Consider the following 17,454-nt stretch of genomic DNA (forward strand, 5'->3'; position numbering starts at 1 on the left):
AGTTGCATACCAAACCCCTGCCGGGGCAGAAAAATCAGACAAGAGTCGCAATGGGAAAATAGTCTTAAAAACGGAAGAGGAGAAAAACAGGGCAAAATGTCCCGTTTAGTCTCACTGAAGTGGGACATTTCACACCATTTGTCACCCCCACGGGGCATCAGGCTTAGATAATCGTCCCCACTGATGCCTATCCCTTTCCATCCTCGGGATCGGAGATGGACTGTTCTGTTTCCCCGGCCAATCCCCTCCATTTCCAACGCTAATGGCTCCAGACCCTGGTAACCAAGGGGTTTGCCATGGACCCGCTGATGAACAGGTATCAAACCTTGATCGAAACCCGAGTATTTACCCGTCCATCAACAATCCTGTTCAAATCAGTGGGTACGGTATTTGCGTATCGAACTGGATAACCAGCCTGTGAGGTCGCGTGTGAATAGAGAGAGCCCGGAAAATCAGACCCAATCCCCCCTCGTGGATCGCTTCGATCGACAGGTCAACTATCTGCGCATCTCGGTCACCGACCGCTGCGACCTGCGTTGTGTCTACTGCATGTCGGAAGATATGCAGTTCGTACCCCGATCCCAGTTATTGACCCTGGAAGAGCTCTACCGGGTCGGCAAATCCTTCGTCGATATGGGGGTGAGAAAAATACGCATCACCGGGGGTGAGCCTTTGACCCGGCGCGGCATCATGCAGCTGTTCGAGGCCCTCGGTGGGTTGGACGGATTGGAAGACTTCACCCTGACCACCAACGGCACCCTGCTGGGACGCTATGCCAAGGCGTTGCAAAAGGCCGGGGTGACCCGGGTCAATATCAGCCTCGATTCCCTGCAGCAGGAGCGCTTCAAGAGGATCACCAGGATCGGCGATGTGAAGCGTACCCTGGCCGGTATCGATGCCGCCCTCGAGGCCGGCTTCAAACGGGTCAAGATCAACTCGGTGATCATGAAACACCGCAACCATGACGAAATCCCCGCGCTGGTCGCATTTGCCGAACAACGGGGCATGGATATCAGCTTTATCGAGGAGATGCCCCTGGGGGAGACCGGGGATCACGATCGGGGGGAGCTCTACTACTCCAGTCAAGAGGTACTACATGATCTGCAGCCCCATTACGACCTGATCGCCACCACCGAATCAACCGGCGGGCCTGCCCGCTATTACCGTATCAACGACAGTGACACCCGGGTCGGTTTCATCTCACCCCACAGCCACAACTTCTGTGATCACTGCAACCGTGTACGCCTCACCGCCGAAGGGCGTCTGTTGCTCTGCCTCGGCCAGGAGCACTCGGTGGATCTGCGCCGCGTGGTGCGGGCCAACCCGCTGGATGATGAACCGTTACGCCAGGCGATCATCGACTCCATGGCGATCAAACCCAAGGGACACGAGTTTGATCTAAACGCCAAACCGGTGCTGTTCCGCCATATGAACGTAACCGGCGGATAGGCCATACCCATGGATACCCTCTACCATCAAAAACGACCCCTCATGAGCGATGAGGGACTGGCTGCCGCGGTAGAGGCTGTTGCGGTTGATGAGTATGGCGATATCAGAAACGGCCATGTGGCCGCGGAACGCGCGCTCACCCTCTATCTGGACAAGCAGGAGCTGGTGACCCTGATGACCCTGGGCACCCGCCCGGAGATGTTGGTACTGGGATGGCTGCGCAATCAACGACTGGTGGAGGATATCGAGCAGATCAAGGCGATACAGGTCGATTGGGAGACCGATTCCGTCGCCATCACCACCTATCAGGGGGTGCAGGGATTGAAGGAGAAGATGGCACGCAAGACGGTCACTACCGGTTGCGGTCAGGGGACGGTGTTCGGCGACCTGATGGATGATCTGGATAAGATCGAGCTGCCACGGAGAAGCATACGCCAATCCGAGATATACCGACTCCTGCACACCCTGAACGAACACAATCAAGTCTACCAACGGGCGGGGGCGGTGCACGGATGTGCCCTCTGCAGTGAGGAGCAGATCCATCTCTTCATCGAGGATGTGGGCCGGCATAACGCGGTCGATGCCATCGCCGGTCACATGTGGCTCGAGGGGACCGACGGCAGCGACAAGCTCTTCTATACCACCGGTCGGCTCACCTCGGAGATGGTGATCAAGGTCGCCCAGATGGGGATCCCGATCCTGCTCTCCCGCTCAGGCATAACACAGATGGGATTGGAACTGGCGAAAAAGGTCGGCGTCACCCTGATCGCCCGAGCCAAGGGCAGACACTTCCTGGTCTACAACGGGGCGGAACAGATAAGTTTCGATGCAGTGCCGGAGGTTCGCCCCCGCAGCACCGGGTCACGACATGCCAGTCAGAGCAAAAGCCGATAAGGGGGATAGGTTATGGTAGCAGTGATGACCCAGGATCAACATGTCTTCATGAACGTCAAACAGGTGGCGGAGTATCTTCATCTGAATGAGAAGAAGATCTATTCCCTGGTCAACGAAGAGCGTATCCCCGCCACCAAGATCACCGGCAAATGGTTGTTCCCGAGAGAGCTGGTGGATCGCTGGATGCTCGACTCCGCCCACGGCGGCCTGATGACCAACAGGCTGGTGATAGCCGGCAGTGACGATCCCCTGCTCTATCGCCTGATCATGACCTTTGCCGAGGAGACCGGCTCCCATGCCCTGATCAGTTACTCCCCCACGGGCACCCGCCTTGGTCTGGAACTGCTGCAGGCCAACCGCATCGACGCCTGCGGGATCCACTGGGGACCGAATCAGGAGAGCCATACACGCCATCCGGCGCTGCTGCGTCAATATCCTCAGTTTCGCCATTGGGTGCTGATACGTTTGTTTCGCCGTGAACAGGGATTGATGGTGAAGCGCAAGATCGAACAACAGGGGCTGCAGCCGGAACACCTCTTCGACCAGGGATATCGTTGGACCATGCGCCAGAGCGGTGCCGGTGCACAACGTTTTCTGATGGAGGTGCTCAGCGATTACGGCACCAGCACGGAGAGGTTGAATTGCGTCACCACCGCCCTGTCGGAACGGGAGGCGGCCGCCAGCATCGCCATGGATCATGCGGATGTGGCCCCGGGAGCACGGGCCGCCGCCAATGAGTATGGACTGGGTTTTATTCCCTTCGGCTGGGAGTCCTTCGACCTGACCCTGCCCCGCAGCATCTGGTTTCGGCGCCTGTTCCAGGATCTCATCGGACGCCTGCGTTCAGCCGAATGCACGGTGATGGCCAAACAACTGACCGGTTACGACCTGCGAGAAGCGGGAGAGCTGGTATGGGGGGACGAGTAATCTACCCAAACCCACCTGAATACCCAGAATAACCAATCTTGGAAAAGTGCGCGCAAATCGCAAGCTGCCGGGAAGTTTTGAATTCTTAGTTTTGAGTTTTTAGTTATTCGGCCACGATTATTTTTCTTTGCCGCTTATCAATTCCACTGCGATAAGAGTACAAAATCACACGAAGAAATATCTACTCAAAACTCAAAACTCAAAACTCAAAACTCAAAACTCAAAACTCAAAACTCAAAACTCAAAACTCAAAACTCAAAACTCAAAACTCAAAACTCAAAACTGCAGAGCATAACTTGTATAATGGTTGGGTTAACTGAGTAAACTGATTAACCAATGAAGACCGGCTATCTAACCCTCGAGACCCACCCGGAACACCAGGATTTTGTGCGCGTCCTGGTCAAGGATGAGCTGCCAAACACCCAAGCGGCCACTCACGGATCGCAAATACGCTATATCGCCCGCTTCAACGATATCGATGCGGGCCAGATGCATCTGCATAATATGCTGCATAACAACCTGGTTGATCTGGACAACCATATCTATCGTATCGAACTGAATAAGGCCATCGCCGCCGTCGAGGCGGATGACCTGAACCATACCCGGGTGTGGATCGATCCAGAATTGGATGAAACTGACAGATCCCTCATCGACGATCAGACCACCAAGTTCAAACTGCGCCATAAAAGGTGGAACAGGATTTGGCTTATCGTTGGCGGTCTCTTCGTCGTCTACTTCTTCTTCATGACCATGTTCAGTCAGATATAGGATGTGAGGTACGAATGTGCTCCACGACTATTTTTCAATTTCATCACTAAGTTTAAGCACGTAATCGAAAACCCCGTATACGACTTGTGCCATCTTCCCATAGTCAAGACGCGCGGCTGTATCAGCTTCCGAATGGTAAGCTCGATTTCTATAAAATGCGGTATCGGTAACCATCACAGCCGGATACCCATAGCGCCAGAAGTTCAAGTGATCTGAAAAATCCACACCCGGAATGAATGTGGGGGCGTTAATCGAATACACAGGAAGGTCGATGACCTGAGCCATAGCCGTTTTCATTCGCTGGGCCTGGGTAGACAACATTTTATCGACCACGGCAATATAGTTTCCGATCCTGGGATAGTAGAGGTTCAACAACAGCATGGGGTAGTCTTGACTTCCCTTTGCCTCCGAATAATAGCCAATCATCTCCAGCGCAATCATCAATTTGACCGCAGCACCAGTCTCAGCGAGAGACCTCGCATATACCGCACTACCCATATTGTCCGATCGGAAAAAAGGCGGCTCTTCCAGAGTGAACGCTACCAGTGCGATCCTTGTTTTAAGCTCTTTTTCTGCGAGCAATCTGCCGATTTCGAGCAACCCCGCCACACCGCTGGCGTTATCATCCGCGCCCGGAAATTCCCCCTTGGCATCGTAGTGAGCACCGATGACGATGATTTCCTGGTCCGGTGGCCCATATTCCCCAATGATATTTTTGTACTCAACCCCATCAACCTCGAATAGTTGTTCACTGACGCGCGCACCTGAGGATCTTAGTGAATCCGCAATGTAATTCGCTACCTTGTTCAGGTTGTCTGGATGTGTGTAATCTCTTGGTGCCAGCTCCTCGGACAACATCAATATGTGTTTTTTCAGTGCAGGTTGGTCAACCAGCTGAGGGGAGGCCTTTGATGCATCTTTGAAGGAAATACTGGGTCTAGCGAGAAGCAGCCATAGCAAGCCGAGAATGACTATGAGGGCGGCTGCGATTCGACTGATCGATGTCAATAGGTTTAAAAGCATATTTAATTACTATTATATTTCACTCTCCGAAAACAATGGATTTTGGCAAAACCATTACTGCCTCAGTATGAAATTTGAACTCAGTTGCCACCCATTTACCAGAATTGGACCGGTACGACTGAAAGCGCCCAAACAATGGTCCTTTAGTGTAATTCATCACGAATACTATCATGTGCACTCGCTTGGATAGCTGATGATCTTTTACAATATCGTACCCTACGTATTCTCCATAATAATCCTCTACCTGCCTAAGCACATTTGCTTGAGCCAACGCCTCTTTACTGCCTTCAAGCCCGCTATCCTTTATCCAGCTCTCGATGGCTGCCTTTGCACCACCCTTGGTATACGCTTCGAGTCCTCGTGTAACTATCGAGATGGCGTCATTGTTTTCAGCAAAAGAAGTCAATGGAGTTAGTAGTGATAACGTGAGAACTAGTATTATCTTATTCATCATTGTCTTCTCCCTTGAAGTCTAAATTAGCCAGTTGTTGTAATATATGGTTCATGATCCTTAGTTAGCTCATCAAAAGAAACGGATAGCGCTATTATCTCTATTGCCAACAGCATCAAGCTGGCAATAAGCAGTACAATATCCAAAACAATATTTATCCCAGATAGAAACATTGGCACAAGAGAAAGTATTGCCGGAAAAAAGCCAACGATAATAACAAGGCGCCATCCATTGCCTTCTGTTACATCCCACGCCCAGTTCCAAGTTGTTACATGTTCAATTGCAGTAGCTGGAAAGAGAATACTCAATCTTGCAAACACATAAATACCGGGCAACACAGTGATACCCAATAATGCCATGAAATAATAAGAGTTATTACAGCCTGGTACAAGTGCTGTAAGTGAACCAGCTAAAAACATTCCCAACACTGCGAAAACATATAAATAAAAGTATGCAATGAATGCCCAGCCTGCATAGCGCCACTCTCTATAATTCCATTTCAAAACTCCGTATTTCGTTGTTGATCCTGTACCTAAAAGAATATTTCTATGGCAGGTAATTGCAAAGATGACAAGTAAAATACCGGATATAAGGAAATAGATGATACCGGTGACAGTGTTATGGGGCACAAACCCATACTCATAAATAAGATCGAGTGCAAGCATTGCTATGCCTGATGGCAGCAGGGCCATAGATAAGGTCTTCCACCTTAGAATAGGAATACTTATGGCATGTTTAATGACCGACAATATATTGAGTTTGTTCTTGATAGGATCATCCATGTTTTGTAATGCAATCGTCCAGTCACAAGCACGTCGTGTAAACGTGAATATATGGAGACTATTGTTATACAACAGTTAGTTTCAGTTTTTTCACCTGCTTGAGATTTGTATTCTTTCTAGCATGCTAAGAATTATATTGGTCCTGCATCTCCAGCCTACTTTCGGTACTTCGGCCCAGAGCCTTGGACATCTGTTACTATTCCTGAGCGTCCCCCGTCATTTTTTATCTGATCAGGGCTGAATTTCGCGGGTTGCAAGCCACCCATTTTAACCACAGCCTTGTCTTCTAAAACCTCCTTGACCTTGTACCCGGCAACGTTAAATTCAAGAAAGTAATCCCGATCAGGTTCTGCTGTAAATTCAAAGAGAGGCTGTTTTCCCGCTAATTTACTGAGCAAGCTACGCAGAACCATTATCTCCGGTATTTTTTCGAGGGCCTTGATTTCAATGGAGCCCGGATCGGTAACAAAGGTGCAATAACTACCATTGATGAGTTGGCCGGCATACTGATTGTTGATGAAAATTTCCGCCTTGTTTACAGCTCCCACAAAACGGGATTCGCGATAAACGTAGATAACAGTCTTTGAGGGCTCGACAATCGTCGGAGTAAATGCGACAGCCGTCTCTTTAGTCGAAGCACACCCACCTAAATGTAATGTAGTGACAATAGTTAAAACCAAGAGCAGTGCAGGAGAGAGAGATATGCGATCCAAGAGGAATGTTAATGACTGTCTACGGTACTTCATGTTGATGTCCCCTATTTTTTAACTATTTTTAATATTGGTTATTCATCCATCTAATTTGTTGTATGAATCAGTTATAGTGGTTCGGTATGCCTCATAAATAAGAGGATTTTCCGCAGACCCATGATTTGAGATATCCTCGTGCGAATACAGTATCGTTAGATCAACCCTGTTCTTGTGTTCCATTCGAAATAGCATCCCTGTGACCGAGGAGAAATTGAACCGGCTTTCTTTTTAGAACATCCAGCAATAAACCGCAAGGAAATTAGGTGAAATAGCAGTTTTATACCTTTAGATACCCGGTGCGGCAAGCCGCACCCTACGCTTCTATTTCTCATGCAGCCTCGGCATCAACTCCACCAGATTGCAGGGGCGCGTTCTGTAGTCGAGCTGGGCCGAGATCAGCTTGCCCCAGCCATCCATACAGGCGCCGGTCGATCCTGGCAGGCAGAAGATAAAGGTGCCATTGGCAACACCTGCAATCGTCCTCGATTGCAGGGTCGAGGTGCCGATGGTCTCATAGGAGAGCACCCGGAACATCTCGCCAAAGCCATCGATGACCTTGTCCAGTAACGGGGTTACCGCCTCCGGTGTGCCATCCCGTCCCGTGAGACCGGTGCCGCCGGTGGTGATCACCACCTGCACATCGCCATCCGCGATCCATTTTGAAACCACTTCGCGGATGCGATAGATATCATCAGGAACGATCACCTTGTCCGCCAACCTGTGCCCGGCATCCTCCAGCAGGCCCTTGAGTTTGAGACCAGATTTGTCATCCGCTTCCGTTCTTGTGTCAGAGACGGTCAGCAGCGCGATGTTCAATGGTATAAATTTTCGTTCTTCACTCATTTTCTGTTATCTCCTTTGGTGGCGTGAGTAAGCACACTACTTTAGCTGGATTGTCGCGGATGAAAAACCAATAGAATGTAGGGTGCGGTGTGCCGCACCATATATACATTCGATTGTTTACACTCGTTCCCACGCTACTGCGTTGGAACTAGAAAATATATAGGGGGGTGATTGGTGGGGCTGGGCTACACGCTAGAGGAAATGGTGCGGCTAGCCGCACCCTACATAAAAACAGTTGCGTGTATTTGCAAACTTATCACTTTGGCCTCTTTTTGTAGACCTCATCGAAGAGGGTCTCGAGGATTTCATGGCTGCCTCGTATGCCGTCTATCACCTGCTTGGCCCAGTCGAAATAGGTCTGGCTTCTCTGCAATGACCAACCGGCAGGGGGACTTCTGTCGATGTCACGCAGATTGGCGATCTTGTCCGCGAGTTTGATCAGTTTTGCCTTGTATGTGAGGTCCGGTGCATGTTTGATCTGCAACGCCTTTCGCTCAAGCTGCGGCAAGGTTCCGTCATCGGTCACCTCCATCACCAGGCTGGCGATGGTGGGCCCGAATTCGGCCTGGATCTCCTCCACGGTGGCATCGGTATCCTCGATGGTGTCGTGTAGCAAGGCGGCAAGCAGGGTATCGAGATCAGTTATTTCACCCTCGTTGACAAGGATGTCCACCAGAGTAATTGGATGATTGATATAGGGCGATGCCTCGATATCCTTACGGCGCTGATGACGATGCTTTTGAGTAGCAAATGCCAGGGTTTTTATCAGTTGTTTTAGTTCCGGGCTGTTCATTCTTCTCTATTGATCATAATTCAATTTAGCCTTATTTGGTGGGGCAGGGCCCCACCCTACGTTCTACCCCAATGTGTAGGGTGGGGCCCTGCCCCACCATAACACGCTGGACATCGACTAAAACCCACATGGACATCGTAATCTAAAACTCTTTATCAACACTTACAGTAGCTGGCTTATGGGAGAACCATGATGGTTCTCAGCTACCCAATCAGGCTCTCCTCTTACTTTGACTGAATGACGACTCCGCTGCCTGCGTCGATTGTAACTGTTCCATCAGTGCCGACTCCTCTTCCACCAAATCCGGTTCCTGAAGCAGCCAGACGCTGAACAGAGATCCCTCACCCTGACCCGAACTGACGGTGATATCCCCGCCATACTTCTTTATCAATCCGTAGCTGACCGACAGCCCCAGACCGGTACCCTCACCCACACGTTTGCTGGTGTGGAAAGGATTGAATATCAGATCTATCTGCTCCTCTTCGATGCCGACACCATTGTCCTCAATCTTGATCACCACACCCTTCTCATCCCAGTCTTCTGTGCCAAGGGATATGATTCCCGCGCGCTTATCCAATGCATGCGCGGCATTCACGAACAGATTGACCAGGACCTGCTGTAACTCATGGGGGTTGACCTTGATCGGCCGTGTCGCCTTCAGGTCCAGGCGTATCTCAAACTGTTTCTGTTTCCGCAGATAACGTACCAGCGCCAAGGTGTGTTGTATCACCTCGTTGACATCGATCACCGACAGGGCTTCGGTAATCTGATCGGGACGGGCATATTGCAATAGATTGTTGATGATATCCTTGATGCGAAAGATCTGCTCGATGATCAGGTCGATCTCACCCTTTACCGGTGCCGCGCTATCCCCCAGCTCTTCCACCAGCAGGTCCAGATTCCCCAGCATGACCGCCGTGGGGTTGTTGATTTCATGGGCAACCCCCGCGGTCAGTTCACCCAATGCCGCAAGCTTTTCCGCAGCGATCAATTGGGCCCGTGTTTCACGCAGGATTTGGATGGTGGTCAACAGTTTCTCATTCTTCAGCTTCAGTTCCGCAGTGCGTTCATCCACCTTCTCTTCCAACTGGTCGGCCCACTGCTGCACCTGCAGATTGCGCTCCTGCAGCAGGTCGAGCAGGAGGTCGAACTCGTTGGCCAGGACACCGATCTCATCCATGGATGAGATCTTGCCGATGCGTTTGGTATAACCCTCACGGGTAGCGCGAACCACCGCCATCATCATCTCCAGGGGTTTGAAGATCGACTTGGCGCCACTGATGGATAGAATCGATGAAAACAGCATCAGTGCCAGAAACAGCAGGATCAGAACACCCAGTGCCTGCCACAGGGCGTTGCGCGAGGGGGACTCCAGGAAACCGGCGTAGAGCATGCCCACCCGTTCACCATTCACATCGATGATCGGTTGATAGGCGGATATATACCAATCGTTGACCACAAAGGCCCGGTCTATCCATTTCTCACCATGATCCAACACCTGAGTACGCACCTCATCGGAGACCCGGGTACCCAGGGCCCGCTGGTTGGGGCTTCGGGGCACGTTGGTTGTGATCCTCACATCGTTGAGGAACACGGTCACCGTGCCGATGCTCCCCTTGGGCAGACTGCCCGGACCGTACACCAGGTCGCGTATGGTATCGACGAACTTGAAATTGGCATTCAACAACACCCCGCCATCCAGCACGGCGACCACCTGTCCGCGGGAGTTTTTAACCGGATAGAGGGCACGAATCATCATGCCGCGATCCTCCACACGCTGCTGGGTGGGTCTTGCCCTGGGCGTATCCAGGAGCGAGAGCTCGATCTGCTTGGCCAGACCGGGAGACTGTTCATCCAGTGCCTCGGCGCTGAAGATCTCTATCTCCACCCGGGGGTTGCCCTGCAACGCCGCCAATAGGGAGGCTGATGGATGAGTGCGTTTTTCAGCTGCACCATAGGGCAGGAACATATGCCTACCCTGGACCCCAAGCAGATGCAGATAACTGAAACCGGCTGCCCTCTGCAACTCTTCCAACTGCTGATTCACTACCTGGCCGCTCCTCGACTCGAGAGCAGTGTAGAAGGCATGGGATTCCGCCAGACGGCCCAGGGTATTCAGATAGTCCTCCTGCAGGCGGTAAAAATTGTCTTCCGCCACAGAAAGATCGGTGTTGACCTTGATGAACAGCTGCTCGTAACTGAACTGGGATCCCCAGTAGATGGCCAGCCCCAGGGCGATAGGCATGATCAGGAGAATAGGAAACAGTACCAGGACCAGCAGCTTGTAACGCAAGCTGCTGCGTATTGCATCGATGATCCTGAATAGCGACATCAACGTATTTCAGGGCCTGTTTACAGGCCCTAGTTGACGCCCCAGGCCTGGGTCTTTCGCTCCAAAGTCTTGCGCGATATACCAAGCACCCGGGCCGCCGCGGATTTGTTGCCGCCTTCAAGATCCAGAACCTTTAGGATATGTTGTTTCTCGATCGCCTCGAGCAGCATGGTCTTGCTCGGATCAAAGGCTGTTGCCTGACTCCCCACCGCCTCGGAACCCAGCAAGCAGAGACTGGGAGACTTGTTGAGCAACAGGCATCGTTCGATCACATTCTTCAGTTCACGTACATTGCCCGGCCAGTCATAGTCGAGCAATCTGACCAGTTCGCTCTCCCCCAGGTGTGGCGGCGCTATACCCAGTTCCGCCGACAGGATCTCGACGAAGTGTTCCACCAACAGGGGAATATCCTCTTTACGTTCACGCAATGCCGGTATGCGTAGAGAGAGGACGTTCAGACGATAGTAGAGATCTTCACGGAATTTACCCTGGCGCACTTCCTGTTCAAGGTCACGATTACTGGCGGCGATGATCCGCACATCCACCGGCACCTCACGGTTGGAACCCACCGGACGGATGGTACGCTCCTCCAGGGCACGCAGCAGATGTGCCTGCATGCTCAGCGGCATCTCTCCGATCTCATCCAGAAACAGGGTACCGCCGCTGGCGTAGGTGAAGAGGCCGTCCCTGGAAAGATGGGCACCCGTAAAGGCACCTTTGACATGACCGAAGAGTTCGCTCTCCAGCAGTTCCGCGGTCATGGCGCCGCAATTGACCGGCACAAAGCTCCCCGATCTACCACTCATCTCATGTATCGCCCGGGCCGCCAGCTCCTTACCGGTACCCGATTCACCTTCGACAAGCACCGTGGAGGGCATGGGCGCGACCCTTTTGATGACACCGCACAGGGACTGCATCTGCTGACACTTTCCCACCATCCCGGCGCTGTCGTAGATCTGCTCCACCTGGCGTTTCAGGACGAAGTTTTCGCGCTGCATCTTTTGCCGCACAAGATAGCGTTCCACAGCCGCTATCATCTGCTCCATACGAAAGGGCTTGAGGATAAAGTCCTCGGCACCGGCACGCAGGGCGGCTATCGCCGTCTCCATATCCGCATGGGCAGTCATGAAGATCACCCCGGTGGCGCCCCCCTGGGCCCGCAACTCCTTCACCCATTCGACGCCGCCGGTCTGTCCAGGGAGCCGTATATCGGTAATGATGAGATCAAAATGGCAGTGTCGTCTGAGCTCTTCGGCGGTTGCCACATCTTCCGCCGTTTCCACCAGTCCAAAGTATTTGCGCAATCCCTTCTGTAGAAAACTGCGTATTCCCGGCTCATCATCCACGATGAGCACGGATGCCATACGCACGGCGGATCCCTCCTTGCCGGTGGTCTGTTTACGCTCGATACTCTCCGCTAGTTCTTCTGCGTTTGTATTCATTGTATTGTTCCAGTCTTCATGCTGCTCAATACCTGAAATATGTACTGCGAGATCAGGTCAATTATGGGTCAAAATGACTAAACCTAGTGCCGCCGTTTTGCGACCATTTGTCGCACAATAGACGGCTCTCCTCCTTCTTTAGGAATTCCCACTGGCTTTTGAACGCCAATTACGTCTCTTTATTCCCGATAACATTCACATAGTAGACAAAAGAAATCCACATACTACTGCATTTGGCCATTGTGACGGGCCATGACTTATTATGGCACCTCTTTTGCAGACGATAGATACGATAAAACAACAAACTGAGGCAATTACCCTATGTTTAAGCGTCTTTTTACCCATCTGGTTCGCATAGTTTGCATTAGTATTTTGCTAACTACTGGGTACAGTTATGCGGAGAGTGTTCAAAAACAGACCATTCGCTTGGCAACAACAACCAGTACCGACAACTCGGGTCTGCTCGCCGAAATTCTACCCGCATTCACCGCAGCGACCGGCTATCCGATCCACGTGATCGCAGTCGGCACGGGCAAGGCATTGCGTATGGGAAGAGATGGCGATGTGGATGTGGTGCTGGTCCATGCCCGCGCGGCAGAGGATACATTTGTCCATGAGGGCCATGGTGTAAAGCGCTATGGAGTGATGTATAACGACTTTATCCTGGTAGGACCTGCGAATGATCCGGCCGGTATTGCCAAAACAGAGAATGTCATCAGCGCACTGCAGAGCATCGCCGCACATGAGGCCAGTTTCATCTCCCGTGGAGACGATTCGGGTACGCATAAAAAAGAGCTTGGACTTTGGAAAAAAAGCGCTATCCAACCGGCCGGCAAATGGTATCTCGAAGTGGGCCAGGGGATGGGTAAGGTATTGCAGATCGCCTCGGAAATGGATGCCTACACCCTGACCGACAGGGGCACGTGGCTGGCCTATCAGGCCAAGTCGCCGCTGAAAATCGGTTTTCAGGGCGACCCGCTGCTGTTCAATCCCTATGGCATCATCGCGGTCAATCCCCAGCGCTACCCCGATATCAATCTGGCTGGGGCCAATGCCTTGATCAAATGGCTGATATCACCCGACGGTCAGGAGCGAATCGGCAACTTTCGCATCGGTGAGAATCAACTCTTCACCCCATCCGCCGATGCCGGAGCGTTTGCCTCATTCGATCGACCCTATTGATGGAATCACTCGGCGACACCACCTTAGCGGCGTTAAACCTCCTGGTCAGTGGTAACCGGGAGTTGTGGGAGATCATCGCGATTTCGTTTCGCGTCTCCGGCGTCGCCATACTGGTTGCCACACCACCGGCTCTGCTGGTGGCGTTCCTCCTGACCTATAAGCGCTTTCCCGGGCGTCGCCTGCTGATATCGGTCAACTCCACATTCCTCTCTGTCCCAGCCGTGGTGGTGGGCCTGACCTTCTTCATTCTGCTCTCCAGGCAGGGGCCATTGGGTGAGTGGAAACTGCTGTTCACCCAAACCGCCATGGTATTGGGGCAGATAGCACTCGCCTTCCCGATACTGGTGGCGATGGGGCATTCGGCGCTGCAGGCCTCAGACGTGCGCGCCTGGGAGACCGCCCGTACCCTCGGCGCCAATCCGGCACGGGCCCTGTTGACCATCATGCGAGAGGCACGCTTCGGACTCATGGCGGCACTGCTGGCAGCTTTCGGCCGCATCATTGCCGAAGTCGGCGCATCGATGATGCTCGGAGGCAACATCCTGCACTACACCCGCAACATACCCACTGCCATCGCCCTGGAATCGAGCAAGGGTGAGTTTGCCCAAGGCATCGCCCTGGGCCTGGTGCTATTGACCCTCGCCTTCTCACTCAATACCTTGCTGCAACATATCCAGGGTAAGGGGCATCCTGCCACATGAGCGATTCGGTCATTCTCAATGTTTCCACGATGCACAAACGCTTTGGCAGGAGAGAGGTGCTCGACGGTATCGAACTGACCCTGCAAGCGGGAGAGTGCACCCTGTTGAGCGGTGCTAACGGTGCCGGCAAGACAACCCTGCTGCGCATCCTTGCCGGGCTGGAAAGGCCGGACACCAGCCAGATTACCATTGCATCTGACTCACCCAGATCCTGGCGCCGATGCAAGGGTGATCTGCATAAACAGATTCTCTATCTGCATCAGCAACCCTATATGTTCGACGGCTCGGTCAGATACAATCTTGGTTATGCCCTTACCACCGGTTTGGATAAACCTTTACGCAATCGTATGATCGATGCAGCCATGGACTGGGCGGAACTGCACCACCTGCACGACACACCCGCCAAGTCACTCTCCGGGGGCGAACGACAACGGGTCTCCCTGGCAAGGGCATGGTTGAGAAATCCCCGAATCCTATTGCTGGACGAACCGACTGCGAACCTGGATCAGGAGGCGAGAGAGCGTACCCTGGATCTGCTTGAATCCTTCAAAAAACAGGGTATTGCCCTGTTACTCGCGAGCCATGATCCACTCCACTTCTCTGCAATGATTGACCGCCACCTGCATCTATATGAGGGTCGTTTGGTGAAGATTGAGGAGAGTAAGCTGATGTCGATTCCAACAAACCAGACAGATAGCAACCTGAGGAGCACGGCATGAGCGGTTATCCAGCGGTCACCGCGGTCATTCTCGCCGGTGGGCGTGGTCGACGCATGGGGGGTGAGGACAAAGGCCTGATAGAGCTGAACGGCAAACCGCTGGTGCAACATGTCGCTACAGCCATCGCACCTCAGGTCGATGCGATTCTGATCAATGCCAATCGCAACCAGGATCGATATAAGCTGCTCGGTTATCCGGTATTTACCGATTCACTGCTCAATTATCAGGGGCCTCTGGCCGGTTTTATCGCCGCCATGCAGCTGATCGAGACCGAGGATATGCTCACCCTCCCCTGTGACGGCCCCCTGGTCCCACCCGACCTGGTCGAGCGCCTGCGCAAGGCACGTCAAGCAGCAGATGCGGAGATCGCGGTGGCCCATGACGGTAAACGTCTGCAACCGGTCTACGCATTGATCCCCAAGCGATTGGCCGACAGTCTGCAGCGCTATCTGGACGGGGGCGACCGTAAGATCGACCTCTGGTACGAGCAGCATCGGGTCGCCCATGCCGACCTTTCCGATATCCCCCGCACCTTCATCAATATCAATACCCTGCAGGAGCGGGACAACCTCCAGGGGAGCGTAGCATGATCGACTATCCTGTCCCGTTATTGGGTTTCAGTGCCTTCAGCGGCACCGGTAAGACCACCCTGTTGACCGGGCTGATACCGATCCTGAAACAGCAGGACCTGCGTATCGCGGTGGTGAAACACGCCAGCCACCTGTTTGAGATTGATCATCCCAGCAAGGACAGTTACGAGCTGCGTACGGCGGGGGCCAGCCAGATGTTGGTAAGCGCCCGCGGGCGCATGGCCTTGATCACTGAATCCGATACCAGACTCCCGGAGCCCGGCCTGGCACAGATGCTCGACTATCTCGACACAAACAACCTGGATCTGGTGCTGGTGGAAGGGTTCAAGAACGAGGCGATCTATAAAATAGAGCTCTACCGCCCTATCCTGGGCAAACCCCTTTTGTGTCATACTGACCCCTACATCATCGCGCTCGCCACCGATGAGGCAATCCCCGGTGTCCCTCATCACCTGCCGATACTGAATCTAAACGATCCGCAGGAAATAGCCGGGTTCATACGTGAATACATGCATCGATATGGAGAGAACGGATTAAATGACCGACCAAGCCAGCGGCTCCAGCGTCAGTTGTGCTGACCCGGAGGCACCGTCAACCCTCACCGTCGCCGCGGCCCGGGAGGCGATCCTCGCAAACATCACCCCCATTGAGACGAATTTAAGGCTGCCACTGCGGGATGCCCTGAACGCTGTCCTGGCGCAGGATATCGTCTCGCCCATTGATGTTCCCGGTCATACCAACTCGGCCATGGATGGTTATGCCATGGCAGGCAGCGATCTTCCGCAACAGGCCTATCGGGACTTCAACCTGATAGGTACCGCAGTCGCAGGCGCCCCGTTTGACCAATCCTGTGGTGAAGGTGAGTGCATTCGCATCATGACTGGCGCCCCCATGCCTGCGGGTACCGATACCGTTGTGATGCAGGAACAGACCACCCTCGTCAATGAGTCACTGGTGCGTATCTCTCAGGGCCAGCACCCGGGACAGAATGTCCGTCTGGCGGGCGAGGACATCGCACAAGGAAGCGTGGTGCTCAAACCCGGCAGGCGTTTGACCCCCGCGGATCTGGGTATCCTCGCCTCCCTCGGTTTTGCAGAAGTCACAATACGCAGACGCCCCCGTGTGGCCTTCTTTTCCACCGGCGATGAACTGCGTTCCATCGGTGAGCCCCTCGCGGCAGGAGAGGTCTACGACAGCAACCGCTACTCCCTGCATGGCATGTTGCAGAAGGCTGATGTGGAGCTACTCGACCTGGGGGTGGTAGGTGACGACCCCGACGCCCTGCGACAGGCTTTCGACAGAGCCGCCGAAGCAGCGGACATGGTGGTCACATCCGGGGGCGTATCGGTGGGTGAAGCCGACTACACCAAGACGATCCTGCAACAACTTGGGGATATGCAGTTCTGGAAGATCGCCATGAAGCCGGGAAGACCCCTGGCGTTCGGCAAACTGGGTGACAGCAACTTCTTCGGTCTGCCTGGCAATCCTGTGGCGGTGATGGTCACCTTCTACCAGTTTGTGCTGCCCGCACTCCACTATCTCGCCACCGGAACACCCTATACTCCATTTACCCTACAAGCCTTGAGTGGGCAAAACATCCGTAAGAAAGCAGGCAGATACGAATTCGTTCGCGGACTCATGCAGCGTCTTGAGGACGGCTCATACCAAGTCGATACAGTCGGCCGTCAGGGCTCGGGCATCCTCACCTCCATGAGTCGAGGCAACTGTTTTATTCTACTGCCGGAGGATTGTGACGGGATTGAATGCGGCGATACGGTGATCGTCCAGCCTTTCGAAACCCTGGCATAA

At 53.2% G+C, this 17,454-nt stretch carries 18 protein-coding genes; 10 read left to right on the plus strand and 8 right to left on the minus strand.

Features of this window, described 5'->3' with window-relative positions:
* Positions 1-429: 429 nt before the first annotated feature.
* The 4 genes from moaA (at position 430) to R2K28_RS14730 (ending at position 4,038) form a co-directional block, all read left to right on the plus strand.
* Entirely contained in the window at positions 430-1,449 is a 1,020-nt protein-coding gene (moaA, locus tag R2K28_RS14715) for a GTP 3',8-cyclase MoaA (RefSeq protein ID WP_316365514.1), read from the plus strand.
* A gap of 9 nt (positions 1,450-1,458) precedes the next feature.
* Complete coding sequence (locus tag R2K28_RS14720; RefSeq protein WP_316365517.1) at positions 1,459-2,343, plus strand: formate dehydrogenase accessory sulfurtransferase FdhD; 885 nt, start codon at positions 1,459-1,461, stop codon at positions 2,341-2,343.
* A gap of 12 nt (positions 2,344-2,355) precedes the next feature.
* Complete coding sequence (locus R2K28_RS14725) at positions 2,356-3,270, plus strand: helix-turn-helix transcriptional regulator (RefSeq protein ID WP_316365519.1); 915 nt, start codon at positions 2,356-2,358, stop codon at positions 3,268-3,270.
* A gap of 336 nt (positions 3,271-3,606) precedes the next feature.
* The gene (locus tag R2K28_RS14730) at positions 3,607-4,038 is read left to right on the plus strand and encodes a hypothetical protein (protein ID WP_316365521.1); all 432 of its coding nucleotides are present in this window, start codon (positions 3,607-3,609) and stop codon (positions 4,036-4,038) included.
* Positions 4,039-4,065: 27 nt separating this feature from the next.
* Here R2K28_RS14730 and R2K28_RS14735 read toward each other — a convergent pair whose 3' ends face one another.
* The 8 genes from R2K28_RS14735 to R2K28_RS14770 all read right to left on the minus strand — a co-directional run bounded on the left by R2K28_RS14735 (position 4,066) and on the right by R2K28_RS14770 (position 12,453).
* Positions 4,066-5,061, minus strand: a complete 996-nt coding sequence (locus R2K28_RS14735) for a M28 family peptidase (protein ID WP_316365523.1) — start codon at positions 5,059-5,061, stop codon at positions 4,066-4,068.
* Between the two features lie 19 nt (positions 5,062-5,080).
* Positions 5,081-5,515 carry a hypothetical protein gene (locus R2K28_RS14740; protein WP_316365526.1) on the minus strand — a complete coding sequence of 145 codons (435 nt, stop codon included), beginning with the start codon at positions 5,513-5,515 and terminating at the stop codon, positions 5,081-5,083.
* 23 nt (positions 5,516-5,538) lie between these two features.
* The gene (locus R2K28_RS14745) at positions 5,539-6,294 is read right to left on the minus strand and encodes a hypothetical protein (protein ID WP_316365527.1); all 756 of its coding nucleotides are present in this window, start codon (positions 6,292-6,294) and stop codon (positions 5,539-5,541) included.
* 155 nt (positions 6,295-6,449) lie between these two features.
* A complete protein-coding gene (locus R2K28_RS14750; RefSeq protein ID WP_316365528.1) occupies positions 6,450-7,040 on the minus strand; it encodes a DUF2846 domain-containing protein in 591 nt (196 codons plus the stop codon).
* 324 nt (positions 7,041-7,364) lie between these two features.
* The gene (moaB, locus tag R2K28_RS14755) at positions 7,365-7,886 is read right to left on the minus strand and encodes a molybdenum cofactor biosynthesis protein B (RefSeq protein WP_316365529.1); all 522 of its coding nucleotides are present in this window, start codon (positions 7,884-7,886) and stop codon (positions 7,365-7,367) included.
* Positions 7,887-8,142: 256 nt separating this feature from the next.
* Positions 8,143-8,679 carry an HD domain-containing protein gene (locus R2K28_RS14760; protein ID WP_316365530.1) on the minus strand — a complete coding sequence of 179 codons (537 nt, stop codon included), beginning with the start codon at positions 8,677-8,679 and terminating at the stop codon, positions 8,143-8,145.
* Between the two features lie 211 nt (positions 8,680-8,890).
* Positions 8,891-11,011 carry a sensor histidine kinase gene (locus R2K28_RS14765; protein WP_316365531.1) on the minus strand — a complete coding sequence of 707 codons (2,121 nt, stop codon included), beginning with the start codon at positions 11,009-11,011 and terminating at the stop codon, positions 8,891-8,893.
* A 29-nt stretch (positions 11,012-11,040) separates the two neighbouring features.
* Positions 11,041-12,453: a sigma-54-dependent transcriptional regulator gene (locus tag R2K28_RS14770; protein WP_316365532.1), complete on the minus strand. Its 1,413-nt coding sequence runs from the start codon at positions 12,451-12,453 to the stop codon at positions 11,041-11,043.
* Between the two features lie 426 nt (positions 12,454-12,879).
* On the opposite strand from R2K28_RS14770, the gene R2K28_RS14775 reads away from it, so the two are divergent.
* Genes R2K28_RS14775 through moeA form a run of 6 tightly spaced genes read left to right on the plus strand, consistent with a single transcriptional unit; the run spans position 12,880 to position 17,454 of the window.
* Positions 12,880-13,635, plus strand: coding sequence for a substrate-binding domain-containing protein (locus tag R2K28_RS14775; RefSeq protein WP_316365534.1), 756 nt, complete (start codon positions 12,880-12,882; stop codon positions 13,633-13,635).
* On the plus strand, positions 13,635-14,336 hold the full coding sequence (locus tag R2K28_RS14780) for an ABC transporter permease (protein ID WP_116447811.1): 702 nt from the start codon (positions 13,635-13,637) through the stop codon (positions 14,334-14,336). Before R2K28_RS14775 ends, R2K28_RS14780 begins: the two co-directional genes overlap by 1 nt.
* The gene (locus tag R2K28_RS14785; RefSeq protein WP_316365537.1) at positions 14,333-15,055 is read left to right on the plus strand and encodes an ABC transporter ATP-binding protein; all 723 of its coding nucleotides are present in this window, start codon (positions 14,333-14,335) and stop codon (positions 15,053-15,055) included. The genes R2K28_RS14780 and R2K28_RS14785 overlap by 4 nt, the downstream gene beginning before the upstream one ends.
* The gene (gene mobA / locus R2K28_RS14790; RefSeq protein WP_316365538.1) at positions 15,052-15,645 is read left to right on the plus strand and encodes a molybdenum cofactor guanylyltransferase MobA; all 594 of its coding nucleotides are present in this window, start codon (positions 15,052-15,054) and stop codon (positions 15,643-15,645) included. The genes R2K28_RS14785 and mobA overlap by 4 nt, the downstream gene beginning before the upstream one ends.
* Positions 15,642-16,223, plus strand: coding sequence for a molybdopterin-guanine dinucleotide biosynthesis protein B (gene mobB, locus R2K28_RS14795; protein ID WP_316365541.1), 582 nt, complete (start codon positions 15,642-15,644; stop codon positions 16,221-16,223). The genes mobA and mobB overlap by 4 nt, the downstream gene beginning before the upstream one ends.
* Positions 16,183-17,454 (plus strand): molybdopterin molybdotransferase MoeA, encoded by a 1,272-nt coding sequence (gene moeA / locus R2K28_RS14800; RefSeq protein ID WP_316365543.1) that lies wholly within the window; start codon positions 16,183-16,185, stop codon positions 17,452-17,454. Before mobB ends, moeA begins: the two co-directional genes overlap by 41 nt.

Origin of the sequence: Candidatus Thiodiazotropha sp. CDECU1, assembly GCF_963455295.1 — a bacterium.
In the GTDB taxonomy this organism is placed as follows: domain Bacteria; phylum Pseudomonadota; class Gammaproteobacteria; order Chromatiales; family Chromatiaceae; genus Thiodiazotropha.